11 protein-coding genes and 2 riboswitches are annotated in these 11868 nt (G+C 71.5%); of the genes, 6 read left to right on the top strand and 5 right to left on the bottom strand.

The window, feature by feature from the left end; translation table 11 throughout:
- The first annotated feature begins 20 nt into the window (after positions 1 to 20).
- Positions 21 to 1484, top strand: a complete 1464-nt coding sequence (gene mftG / locus JJ683_RS00220) for a mycofactocin dehydrogenase MftG (protein ID WP_307810600.1) — start codon at positions 21 to 23, stop codon at positions 1482 to 1484.
- Positions 1485 to 1553: 69 nt separating this feature from the next.
- Here the strand turns inward: mftG and JJ683_RS00215 are convergent, their stop codons facing one another.
- Positions 1554 to 1949 (bottom strand): nuclear transport factor 2 family protein, encoded by a 396-nt coding sequence (locus JJ683_RS00215; RefSeq protein ID WP_200170684.1) that lies wholly within the window; start codon positions 1947 to 1949, stop codon positions 1554 to 1556.
- 223 nt (positions 1950 to 2172) lie between these two features.
- A riboswitch (cobalamin riboswitch) is annotated at positions 2173 to 2356 on the top strand.
- A 196-nt stretch (positions 2357 to 2552) separates the two neighbouring features.
- Between JJ683_RS00215 and metE the strand changes: the two genes are divergently transcribed.
- Together metE and JJ683_RS00205 are read left to right on the top strand one after the other, a co-directional pair.
- Positions 2553 to 4814, top strand: coding sequence for a 5-methyltetrahydropteroyltriglutamate--homocysteine S-methyltransferase (gene metE, locus JJ683_RS00210; protein ID WP_200170683.1), 2262 nt, complete (start codon positions 2553 to 2555; stop codon positions 4812 to 4814).
- Between the two features lie 149 nt (positions 4815 to 4963).
- Positions 4964 to 5058, top strand: a riboswitch (SAM riboswitch).
- A 274-nt stretch (positions 5059 to 5332) separates the two neighbouring features.
- The gene (locus tag JJ683_RS00205; protein WP_200170682.1) at positions 5333 to 5824 is read left to right on the top strand and encodes an OsmC family protein; all 492 of its coding nucleotides are present in this window, start codon (positions 5333 to 5335) and stop codon (positions 5822 to 5824) included.
- 91 nt (positions 5825 to 5915) lie between these two features.
- Here JJ683_RS00205 and JJ683_RS00200 read toward each other — a convergent pair whose 3' ends face one another.
- From JJ683_RS00200 to macS, 3 genes are all read right to left on the bottom strand, one after another.
- The gene (locus JJ683_RS00200) at positions 5916 to 7823 is read right to left on the bottom strand and encodes a DUF2339 domain-containing protein (protein ID WP_200170681.1); all 1908 of its coding nucleotides are present in this window, start codon (positions 7821 to 7823) and stop codon (positions 5916 to 5918) included.
- A 187-nt stretch (positions 7824 to 8010) separates the two neighbouring features.
- The gene (locus JJ683_RS00195) at positions 8011 to 8643 is read right to left on the bottom strand and encodes a response regulator (RefSeq protein WP_242474288.1); all 633 of its coding nucleotides are present in this window, start codon (positions 8641 to 8643) and stop codon (positions 8011 to 8013) included.
- Between the two features lie 26 nt (positions 8644 to 8669).
- On the bottom strand, positions 8670 to 9935 hold the full coding sequence (macS, locus tag JJ683_RS00190; RefSeq protein WP_200170679.1) for a MacS family sensor histidine kinase: 1266 nt from the start codon (positions 9933 to 9935) through the stop codon (positions 8670 to 8672).
- Positions 9936 to 10014: 79 nt separating this feature from the next.
- Between macS and JJ683_RS00185 the strand changes: the two genes are divergently transcribed.
- Positions 10015 to 10578, top strand: a complete 564-nt coding sequence (locus JJ683_RS00185; protein ID WP_200170678.1) for a DinB family protein — start codon at positions 10015 to 10017, stop codon at positions 10576 to 10578.
- A 21-nt stretch (positions 10579 to 10599) separates the two neighbouring features.
- Here the strand turns inward: JJ683_RS00185 and mftR are convergent, their stop codons facing one another.
- The gene (mftR, locus tag JJ683_RS00180) at positions 10600 to 11358 is read right to left on the bottom strand and encodes a mycofactocin system transcriptional regulator MftR (RefSeq protein WP_200170677.1); all 759 of its coding nucleotides are present in this window, start codon (positions 11356 to 11358) and stop codon (positions 10600 to 10602) included.
- 102 nt (positions 11359 to 11460) lie between these two features.
- Here mftR and mftA point away from each other — a divergent pair, with 102 nt between their 5' ends.
- Together mftA and mftB are read left to right on the top strand one after the other, a co-directional pair.
- Positions 11461 to 11565, top strand: coding sequence for a mycofactocin precursor MftA (gene mftA, locus JJ683_RS00175; protein ID WP_182345902.1), 105 nt, complete (start codon positions 11461 to 11463; stop codon positions 11563 to 11565).
- Positions 11565 to 11861 carry a mycofactocin biosynthesis chaperone MftB gene (gene mftB / locus JJ683_RS00170; protein WP_200170676.1) on the top strand — a complete coding sequence of 99 codons (297 nt, stop codon included), beginning with the start codon at positions 11565 to 11567 and terminating at the stop codon, positions 11859 to 11861. Before mftA ends, mftB begins: the two co-directional genes overlap by 1 nt.
- Positions 11862 to 11868 lie beyond the last annotated feature (7 nt).

The following is an 11868-nucleotide window of genomic DNA, read 5'->3' as shown; positions in this document are numbered from 1 at the left end:
CGGGCCCGCGCGCCGTCGACGTGGTCATCGTCGGCGGCGGCTCCTGCGGCTCGGTGCTCGCGGCACGCCTGAGCGAGGATCCCGCCTGCTCGGTGCTGCTGATCGAGGCCGGCGCGGGCGGTGCGGTGCGCGGGCCGTCGCCCGCGCACATCCTGCCGATCGGGCCCGGCTCGCCGCGCACACGCCACTATGCGACGACGCTGCGACGCGGCGTGGCGGGGGCGCTCGTGCGGGGCTGCGGCCTGGGCGGCTCCGGCGCGGTCAACGGCGCGTATTTCGTCCGTGCCACGCCGGCCGATCTCGACGCGTGGGGGAGCGCGGTCGGCGGCCGGTCTGGACGGACCGGCTGGTCGTACGGCGACACGCTTCCATACTTCCGGCGCTCGGAGGACGACTACGACTTCGGGTCGTCGGCCTTGCACGGCGATGCCGGTCCCGTGCCGGTGTCGCGCCGCACCGCGGAGTCGTGGAGCACGGTGACGGCGCGCTTCGTCGCGGCGGCCGGCGCGATGGGTTTCCACGCCGAACCGGACAAGAACGCCGGCGGGCCCGCGGGCGTCGGCCCCGTGCCGTGCAACATCGACCGCGGCATGCGCGTGGATCCCGGCTCCGCATACCTCGGGGCCGCGGCACGCCGTCCGAACCTCACCGTCTGGGCGGGGACGACGGTGAGGGCGCTGCGGACCGCGGCGGGCACGGTGCACGCTGTAGAGGTGGTCCGGGACGGTGCGCTGCTGGAGGTGCAAGCGCACAACGTGGTGCTGGCCGCGGGGGCCATCGAGACGCCGGCACTTCTGTGGCGCTCGGGGATCGGCGATCCGCGGATGCTCGGCGCGGCCGCCGTGCACGCGCTGCCCGGGGTGGGGCGCGAGTTCTCCGACCACCCGGAGATCACGATCCCATACAACCCGGCTCCGCCTGCCGGCGAACAGGTCTCGGAAGAGTGCGCCGCACCGCCGATCCTCGAGGCCTGCCTCAACCTCGATTCGGGCGACGGCGCCGTGGAGATCCGCCCTTACACGGCGTCGTTCGGCGACGCGGTGCCGGGAAATCCGCCGATGCCGTCGGTGCTGGGCGCCGCGCTCATGTCGCCGTGGGGGAGGGGCCGGATGGTTCCGCATCCGGCCGACCCGTGGGGGGCGCCCCGGATCGAACACCACTACCTGTCGGACCCGCGGGACAAGGCGGCCGCCGCGGCGGCGGTGGACTTGGCGCGCGGGCTGCTGGACGCGGCGGGGCTGGGCGCGGTGATCGACGGCGTGCCGCCGCGCCTGGGCACGTCGCAGCACCTCAGCGGCACGTGCCCGATGGGGGCCGATCCCGGCACCGCGGTGGTGGATCCGCGCTGCCGTGTGCACGGGCTCGGCGGGCTCTACATAGCCGACACCTCGGTTTTCCCGCGGGTGCCCAGCAGGGGGCCGCACGCCACTGCGGTGATGCTCGCCGAACGCGCGGCGGAGTTCGTCGCGTCCGGGCTCCGCTGACCGGAACAGGCCCGGCCACGACGGCCTGATCATGGTGCGCCCGCAGTGCTGCGCCGGTCGGAGCGATGCTCAGCGCGGCCGCACGACCCGGTAGTCCGAGGTGTGCCAGAACGCCCGCATGCTCGTGATCCGCGCATCGTCGTCGACGGTCATGACGTCGATGGGGGTCACCTCGACTGTGCGCTCCGGCAGCGTGGTGGTGATGCGGAACCGGAACGCGGCGCTGTCGCCGGAGATGAGGCAGTCCAGCAGTTCGGATTCGTTACGGTAGCCGGCGGACTTCGCGTAGAAGGCGGCGATGTCGTTGATTCCCCGGTGCGGCTCGGTGCCCACGGGGTCCTCGACCGTGGCGCCGGGCGCGAAGAGGGCGAGCACGGCGTCGGGGTCGGTGGCGCCGACGGCGTCGACGTAGGACTGGACTGTCGCGCGGATGGCATTGCGCTTCGCGGAATCGTCGACGGCCACTGTTCCTCCTGCGTGCTGCGGCGGGTGCTGTCCCAATCGACGTTATTCCAGGCCGCGAGGGTTTGCGATGGACACGCCGGGGAACTCTCGGACGAATTACGAGGATGATCTTCCGCCGTCCGGTGCCGATCGGCGGGGCGCGGGTTGTATGCTGATCCGTGCAGCTGGTTCGTCCGGCCGGTCACGAGGAGCCCCGAAGCCCGTGCCGGACGTCGAAGCCCCGCGCCGCATCGGCGCAGGCGGTGAGAGGGAACCCGGTGGAAATCCGGGGCTGTCCCGCAGCGGTGAGTGGGAACGAACCCCGCCATGGAGCACTGGGCGCACGCCCGGGAAGCGGCGGGCAGTAGGTGGCGGCCGTGTGCCGCGGGCCCGCGAGTCCGAAGACCTGCCGGCTGCGACGGGCACGCCGTGCCCGTCGGGCCACCGCCTCGGGGAATGGGCGTGTCGACCGGTTCGTGTCACAGTGCAGGACGATCTGCACGGCAGCGGGACTGGGGCGGATCCGTAGCCGGATCTGCACCGCAGTCGGGTACTGCCAGGGGCTCGGGGCGTGCGCGCGTACCGCCGGCGGTGGCGACATCGACGTTCGTACTGGAGATACACGTGGACACGACATTCACTGCAACAGTCCTGGGTTCCCCCCGCATCGGACCACGGCGAGAACTCAAAAGGGCCGTCGAGGCTTACTGGGCTGGCCGCATCGGGGCCGACGCGCTTCTGGCCACCGGTGCGGAGTTGCGGGCGGGCATGTGGGCGCAGCAGCAGGCCGCCGGTCTCGATGCGATCCCCGTCGGCACCTTCTCCCACTACGATCAGATGCTGGACACCGCCGTCATGCTCGGAGCGCTGCCGGAGCGGGTCTCGGACATCGACGATCCACTCGACCGCTATTTCGCGGCGGCCCGCGGCACCGACACGGTCGCGCCGCTGGAGATGACGAAGTGGTTCGACACCAACTACCACTATCTGGTCCCGGAGATCTCCCCGGGGACGCGGTTCGCGCTCGACCCGTCGAAGCTGCTCGGCGAGCTCGCCGAGGCGCGGGCGCAGGACGTTCCGGCGCGGCCGGCGGTGATCGGCCCGGTCACATTCCTGCTGTTGTCCAAGAAGGTCGACGGCTCTGGAACGCTGCTGGACCGCGTGGACGAACTGCTGCCGCTGTATGCCGAACTGCTGGGTCTGCTCGCCGAGGCGGGTGCCGAGTGGGTGCAGATCGACGAACCCGCCCTGGTGGCCGACCGCACCGCTGACGACATCGCCGTCGTCCGCCGCGTGTACGACGAGCTCGCCGCCGTGGTGCAGCGCCCCGCGATCCTCGTCGCGTCCTACTTCGGCAGCCTGGGCGATGCGCTGCCTGCGCTCGCGGCCACGGGGATCGACGGCATCGCCGTCGATCTGGTTGCCGGCGCGGACACGCTCGCGACGGTGCCGGGCCTGGCACGCAAGCATGTGGTGGCAGGTGTGGTCGACGGCCGCAACGTGTGGCGCACCGACCTGGAGCGTGCGCTCGGCACGCTCGTCACGCTGCTGGGCAGCGTCGGCTCGCTGGCGGTGTCCACGTCGTGCTCGCTTTTGCACGTGCCCTACACGCTCGACGCGGAGACCGGGCTTGAAGAGCCGCTGCGTTCGTGGCTCGCGTTCGGTGCGGAGAAATCCGTGGAGGTCGTGACGCTGGCGACGGCCTTGCGTCAGGGACTCGACGCCGTGGTGGGCGCCGTCGACGCGGGCCGGGCCGCGCTGCGGTCACGGCGCGAGGACCCGCGTCTGCACGACCAGTCGCTGCGCGCCCGGATCGATGCGCTGACCTCAGGGACGAGGGGAAGAGGCGGGGCCGACATCCGCCGGAAGGCCCAGCGCGGCCTCGGCTTGCCGTTGCTGCCGACCACGACGATCGGCTCCTACCCGCAGACGCGGGAGATCCGCGTCGCGCGGGCCGATCTGCGCAAGGGTGTCATCGACGACGCGGAGTACCGTCGCCGCATGCAGTCGCAGATCGCCGAAGTCGTTGCGCTGCAGGAGGAGCTGGGGCTGGACGTGCTCGTGCACGGGGAGCCGGAGCGCAACGACATGGTGCAGTACTTCGCCGAGCAGCTGGGCGGATTCTTCGCGACAGAGAACGGCTGGGTCCAGTCCTACGGCAGCCGGTGCGTGCGCCCGCCGATCCTCTACGGCGACGTGCGGCGGCCGGCGCCGATGACGACCGAGTGGATCACCTACGCCCAGTCGCTCACCGAGAAGCCAGTGAAGGGGATGCTCACCGGTCCGGTGACCATTCTGGCGTGGTCGTTCGTCCGCGACGACCAGCCGCTGGCGGAGACCGCGGATCAAGTGGCGCTGGCGATCCGGGATGAGACGGTGGACCTGCAAGCCGCAGGCATCAGGATCATCCAGGTGGACGAGCCCGCCTTGCGGGAGCTGCTGCCGCTGCGGGCGGCGGATCAGCAGGCCTACCTCGACTGGGCGGTAGGGGCATTCCGGCTGGCCACGTCGGGTGTGGCCGATTCGACGCAGATCCACACGCACCTGTGCTACTCGGAGTTCGGCGAGGTCATCGAAGCCATCGCCGGGCTCGACGCGGACGTGACCTCCCTCGAGGCGGCCCGCTCGCACATGGAGGTGCTCGGCGACCTCAACGAGGTCGGGTTCGACCTGGGAGTGGGGCCGGGGGTGTACGACATCCACTCGCCGCGCGTGCCGGGAGTCGACGAGATCGCCTCGTTGCTCAAGGAGGCGCTGGCGGCGGTGCCGGCGGAGCGTCTGTGGGTCAACCCCGATTGCGGGCTCAAGACCCGCGGGGTGGCGGAGACGACGGAGTCGCTGCGCCACCTCGTCGAGGCGGCGCGCAGTGTCCGGGCCGGGTTGTAGACGGCGCGGAACTGAGTGAGCGGCGTGCCCGGTTCCAGGGCGGTCCGGCCGGTCCGAACGCTTCGTGCGTAGTCCGAGCGCCTGTTCTCCGGCGTCCAGCGGGAACAGGCGCTCGGACTACGCGGCGCATGCGTTAGGCTGGGTGCCGCCAGCTATCAAGAGCGGCCGAGAAGCCTGGTTCGACGACGCCGCAGCAACCCCCCGGATATTCGGGTGCGGGTGCTCCCGCCAGGAGCGATGGATGGGTGATCACATGCGCTGCAACGCCACCGCCGTTTTCGTTCTCCTGCATGCCCGCAGGCACATCGACCTGTGCAGGGTGGGCGCCGACGGCTGTCGAATGCCCCTCGGCCGGAACTGACCGGCGGTAGCCCTCGCGCCCCCGATCGTCGGTGGCGCGCTGCACATCCGCGATTTCTCACTTCCACGATTCCTCTGCCACCACTGTGCGCCGCGCGGCGGCGCGGGCCCCTGCGTGCCCGCACGCATACTGCCGCGCGGACGACGAAAGGACCACCATGACGACTACCGCCGACGACACCACTGCTGACACCGCCACCGAAGGGCACCGGCTGCGCAGCGAGGTGCGCGCCGCACACGTGCCCGGCACCGCCACGCAGGTCCGGATCACGGCGCGGGACCACGCCTTCACCGTCGACGAGCCGGCAGCGCTCGGCGGCGACGACACCGGCGCCAACCCCGTGGAACATCTGCTGGCGGCACTGGGCAGCTGCCAGGCGATCACGTTCCAGGTGTGGGCGCAGAAGCTTGGCCTGGCTCTGGATACCGTCGACATCAAGCTGGGCGGGGATGTCGACCTGCGCGGGTTCTTCGGCCTGGACGAGGCCGTGCGCCCCGGATTCCGGGGTATCGAGGTGCAGGTGAGTCTCTCCGGCCCCGAGCCGCGCGAGCGCTACGAGCACCTCATCGCGACGGTGGAGAAGCACTGCCCGGTTCTCGACAACCTCACGCACGGAGTGCCGGTGACGACCTCCGCGCACATCGCCTGAGCCGGATCACGTTCCGAGTGTCTGCGGCGCAAGCCGAGCACCTGGTGCGTCGGTCTACCGGTGCATCAGGTGCTCGGCGCGGGCTTGCTGATCAGAGGTTCCGGGGGCCGGCAGTGTCGGCAGCTGGCTGTCGGTCCGGCCCCTCGCCGGTGAGCCGCTGGGCGTAGGCGACGCCGAGGGCGAGCAGCACCAGCCCGGCGGCGACGAACGCGATCACCCGGAACATTCCGCTCAACGCTGCGAGGTCGAACAGCAGCAGCTTCGCGACCCCCGCGGCGATCACGACGAGCCCGGTGGCGAGGGCGACGGTCCGCGCACGCCCGGCCGCCGAACGCGCCCACAGAAGGGCCGCCGCGGCGGTGGCGAACCAGACGAGGGTCGCAGCGGTGTGGCCGCCGCGGAATCCGCCATCGGTGCCGCCGGTGATCAGATCGGCTGTGCTGATGCACAGCTGGGTCACGAGCGACAGCATGACCACGCCGCCGGCGATCCACACCGGGCCGTCCTCAGTGCCCGCGTCGTCGGCCCAGGCGGCGGTCAGCGCTGCTGCCGCGGCGATCGCGACGAGCGTGCTGATGAGCATCGACGCGCGAATCGACGGGTCGATGCCGCCGGGAACGGTCAGCTGCGTGATCGCACCGGCGTAGATCATCGCCGCCAGGCCCGTCGCCCCGAACACGGTCGCGATGATCAGGAGGACGCGACGCAGAGTTCCGGCCCGATGCGTGGCGAGTCCCATCACCACGGCGGTGCTGAGCAGTGCCGGAGCAACGGCGTCGATCGAGGAAGCGTAGGCGATGGCCGCGAGGGCAGTGACCGCCGCTGCGGAGACCCAGGTGATCCTGCAGGAGACGGGCACTGCAGTGCGGTGGGCGGTGCCGAAGGCGGCAGCGGCGAGAAGCGCCGTGCAGACCCCGGCGACGACGGCGGCCATCGGGCGGTCGAGCACCGTGGGGAGCGTGAACACCGGCAGCGCGGCGATCGCGGACCCCAAGCCCAGCAGGGCTCCCCGGGTGCTGGACGGCAGCAGGATCACCGCCGATGCGAGGGCGAGAGTGAGGCCGGCGGCCACCGCGGCGCCGACGAACCACGCGTTCAGGTCTTCGCCGACGCCGGCGAACAGCAACGGCAGGGTGGCGGCCGCGGTATTGACGAGGAACAGGGCGGTCCAGTCGCGGCGCACCTGCGGCCACAGCATGGCGGCGGCGTAGGCGAGCGTGGCCCCGATGAGGGTCTCGTCGACGCCTGCCGTGACTATGGGCGCGAACACGAGCAGCGGGACGGACACCAGCACGCACAGCGCCTGGCTGTCCCAGCGACAGGCCTGCCAGGCGCCGCCGGCGGTGATCGCGGCGCCGACGGCGATGGCGGCGGTCGCGGGAAGCCAGTGGTAGATGGACGACGCGGCGAGCGTGTCGAACAGCCCCGCTGCGACACCTGTCGCCACAAGGGCGATGGCCCCGGTGCGGCGCTCGGCAGCGCCGCCGACGTGGGCGCCCGCGGCGACGAGGGCGACGGCGAACACCGCGCCGCCGGCCACCCGTACCTCGGGCCGCAGCAGGCCCGCCTGGGCTGCCAGGACCAGCAGCAGGACCACTCCCACGAGCGTGATGACCGCGCCGCCGACGGCCAGGACGCGTCCGATCAGGCCGCGCTCGGCCGCGGCCGCGAGCCGCTCGCCGGGTGCGGCCGCGGGCCGCCGCGACGGCTGCGGGAGCTGCGGCGGGTACAGATAGGGCCTATGCGGGTACGGCTGCCCTGATTGCGGCTGTTGCGGGTATGGCCGTTGCGGAACCGGCGGCGGCGCGTACTGCGGCGGATACTCCTGCCGCGGACGCGGGACGGGCGGCGGGTTGTCGGCGACCGGACCGGCCGTCGGGGCTCGCCGTGCTGCGGCGAAGACGGCGAAGTCGTTGCTCACCGCGGCAAGGCGCTGCGCCAGTTCGCGCAACTGGCCGTCGATGTGTTCAGCGGAGGAGGACGGTGCGTTGTCGTTCATGGATGGTGCTGCGTCGTTCATGGATGGTGCGTTGTCGTTCATGGATGGTGCGTTGTCGTTCAAGGATGGTGCTGCGTCGTTCATGGATCCAGCATCGCCGCACGTGACGCCGGGCACATGCGCAGAACTACGCAGATGCCGTGGTCACTTCTGCGTTCGTCGGCGCAGCCACGAGCCGTCCGCGCGCTCACCCGGGTGTGTCGTCCAGGCCGTGCTCGATGGCGTACCGGGCCAGTTCCACGCGATTGCCCAGCTGGAGCTTGCGCAGTGCGGCGCCCACATGGTTCTCGACGGTGCGGGTACTGATGTCCAGGCGCGTGGCGATCTGCCGGGAGGACAGCCCCTTCGCCACGTGCCTGAGTACCTCGGTCTCGCGTGGCGTGAGCACGGGGGCGTCGGCGTCGGGGGCGCGGGCGATCCGCCGGTACTCGCCGAGTACCAGGCCGGCGAGCCCGGCAGTGAACACCGCCTGTCCGTCGCCGGTGGCGACGACGGCGGCCACCAGCTCCGACCTCTGCGCGCTCTTGACCAGGTATCCGGTGGCGCCCGCCATGACCGCGTCGAGGACGTCGTCGCGCTCGTCGGAGGCGGAGAGCACCAGCACGCGAGCAGAGGGGTGCGCCCCCAGCACCTGCGCCGTCGCCTCGGCGCCCGTGCCATCGGGCATCTGCATGTCCATCAGGACCACGTCGGGGCGCACGGCCGCGGCGCGGGCGGCGGCGGAGGCGACGCCGTCGGCGGTGGCGACCACGTCGAACCCCTCCTCTGCGAGGTCACGGGCGACGCCGTCGCGCCACAGAGGATGGTCGTCCACGACCATCACCCGCAGCGCGGGATTCGACTCGGTCACCGGGGGCCCGCCTTTCGTCCGGTCCCCGCCCCTTCCACACGAGCGGGGATGGTCAGCTCCCATTCTGTCCCGGTCCCCGGCTCCGATTCCAGGCGGGCGATCCCGCCCAGGTCCTCGATCCGCCCGACGATGGAGCGGTACACGCCCATCCGGCCCTCCGCGCACGCTGCCTCCCGCAGGCGGCCGGGTGCGATGCCGGCGCCGTCGTCGCGGATGCTGACGACCACCTCGTCGCCCACATCCTCGAGCAGAATGTAGGCGCGGGCGCCGGGGCCCGCGTGCCGTGCCACGTTGTCGAGGACGTTGGCGACGGCGGCGAGCACCTCGTCGGCCGTCGCGCTGCGCATTGGGACGGGGTCGGCGGGGGTGCTCACGTGGACGCGGTCCTCGGCCAGCGCCCGCAGCGCCGCGCCGAGATCACGATCGGCGGGCCCGGCGACCGGAACGGGGTTCGGCGGTGCCGCGGCGATGAGCCGCCGCAGGCTGCGCTCCTGCCCGGCGGCGAGCAGAGCCAACTCCTCGGTGGGGCCGCCGATCTCGCGCCCGCGCCGGGCGATCAACGCGAGAACCTGCAACACCCCGTCGTGCACCTCGCGGGCGAGGTGTTCGCGTTCGGCGGACCGGGCGGCCAGCCCTATCGCAGTGGCCAGCCTGTCGTGCGTCACGCGGGCGCGTGAGGCGGCCAGTCCCACGGCCACCGAGGCCGCGACGAGCAGGATCATCGTCGCGTTGCGCCCGAAGTTGAGGATGATCTCGCCTTTGACGAAGTAGTTCGCCGCGCCGATGGTCACCGCGCCCGCCAGGCCCCAGCGAGCACCGCCGAGCAGGGCGGCCGACAGCACGGCGCTCGCCATCCACAGAGTTGTCGGCCAAGTCTGGTTGTGCGCGATCCACTCCGCGTCGGCGACCAGCGAGGTGGACAGCATCATCGCGGCAGAGACGACCAGTTCGCCGGCGACCCACCCTCCGCGGCGCGCGAAACCGCGCAGGTAGCCGACGGCCCACACGAGGTTCGCGGCGGTGAGTACGCCGAACAAGGCCCAGGTGGCCTCCGGGTGCAACAGATCCGCGTCCACCGCTACGAGGAAGCCGAGCGCGTAGAGGAACCCGACGCCGCGGAAAGCCTGAGCCGCGCGCCACAGCGGCCCCGCCGGATCATCGTCGGCGAGGCCGCGGCGCAGCGACGCCAGTATGGCGGCGGCCGATGTGCGATCTCGGGGCGGCCGGATGCCCGGCGTATGGGGGCGGCCGGTTCTCCTCATCCGTCGATCATGGACCAACATCCGTCGATCATGGACAAAGAGGACCGGAGTTGTCCTGTTCATGCGTCACGGTGGAGTCATGAACGCAGCCGATTGGAACTCGCAACTCCGTTTTCAGATCTCCCGGCACTGGGACAACCAGATACGGCCGCGACTCGCCGGACTGACCGACGCCGAGTACTTCTGGCAGCCGGTCCCGGGAGCGTGGACGGTGCATCCGCGGGGAGAGGGCACCGCCCCCATCGAAGGGGGCTCCGGAGACTTCACCATCGATTTCGATTTCACCGCGCCGTCGCCGGCGCCGGTGACGACGATCGCCTGGCGGCTGGGGCACGTCATCGTCGGCGTCCTCGCGATGCGCAACGCCGGCCACTTCGGCCGCGAGCAGGTCGACTACACGACATTCGACTACGCCGGCACCGCGCGGGAAGCGCTGGCGCAACTGGACGCCGAATACGCCGCCTGGCTCACGGGCGTCGAGGGGCTCGGCGAGGACGGGCTGGCCGCGCCGAGCGGGCCTGCGGAAGGCCCGTGGGCGGACTATCCGATGTCGACGCTCGTCCTGCACATCCACCGCGAGCTCATCCACCACCTCGCCGAGGTGGCGCTGTTGCGGGATCTCCACGCACACGTGACGCGCTGACGGACGGGCCGGGCGGGGGCGTCATCGCGTCGTGTACGCGCTGCCGGCGGGTCGCAGCCCCGCATCGGCGGCGGCTCCTGGTCGGTCGGTGCGGCCCGGCGCCGTCGGCAGTGATCCCACGCCGGTATCGAGCACGCGCATCCCCTCGTCGAGCAGGGCGTGCAGCCGGGCGGCCGATCCGGAGACGTCGGGGACGCGTGCTTCCGGCCGCGCCCCCGTCGGCTGCGCCCCCTCGCCGGCGTCGTCCGCGTTGTCGAGCCACTTCTCGTAGGCGGAAAGGGCCACTCCGAGCATCGTCCACGCGACTGACTGGGGGATGTGCTCGTCGGGGCGCATGCCGGTGCGCCGTGCCACGTACTCGGCGATCGCCTGGCGCCAGTCGGTGTACATGAGCATCGAGTACGCCTGCAGCGGCTGCTCGCCCAGGATCAGCGCCATCCTGCGCCGGTGGGTGACGGCCTCCTCGGAGGGGAACGTGTTGAAGCGGATGAGCACGCGGCGCAGCCCCTCCGCGAGCGGGATCCCGTCGGGGAGCGCGGCCAGCCCCTCCCGCATGCGCGCCAAGTGGCCTTCGAAGTCGCCCCAGGGCACAGCGTTCTTGGAGGGGAAATAGCGGAAGAAGGTGCGGCGTGCGATGCCGGCCGTCTCGGCGATCTCGTCGACGCTCGTCGCCTCGAAGCCCTGCTCGGTGAACAGCTTGATACCGACCGCGCCGATCCGGTCGGCGCTCGTGGAGGGGCGCCGACCTGCCCGACCGGCGGGTTTTGTGACATGCGGCATCGGATCTCCTCCCGCTGATGCAATTATGCACCCGATGCCATTACAGTGATGAATCAGGTCACAGTCGCCACCTGGCCGTGGCCATCGTCGAAGGAGGTTCGCATGTCCGACCGCAATGCAGTCCAGGCCGATGCCGTGGACACCGTGGTGGCCGAGGAGTCGCTGATCGAGGAGGTCTCGATCGACGGCATGTGCGGGGTCTACTGATGACTGCCGCCGCCCCCGGGTTCGAGACCGAGCCCGGGTGGCGGCTGCACCCCCAGGTGGCGCTGCGGCCCGAGACATTCGGGGCGTTGCTCTATCACTTCGGTACCAGGAAGCTGTCGTTCCTGAAGAACCGGACCGTCGTGGGGATCGTGCAGTCGTTGCCCGAGCACTCGACCATCGCCGACGCCATCGACGCGGCCGGTGTCGATGAGCAGTCGCGGCACCTGTACGTGCACGCGCTGACGACGCTCGCGTCGTCGGACATGCTCGTGCGTGCCGGCCAGTCGGCCGCCTGAGCAGTAT

Source organism: Tomitella cavernea (assembly GCF_016599145.1).
Lineage (GTDB): Bacteria > Actinomycetota > Actinomycetes > Mycobacteriales > Mycobacteriaceae > Tomitella > Tomitella cavernae.
Note: the sequence above shows the minus strand (reverse complement) of the source record. Positions and strands in the feature narration are given on the sequence as shown.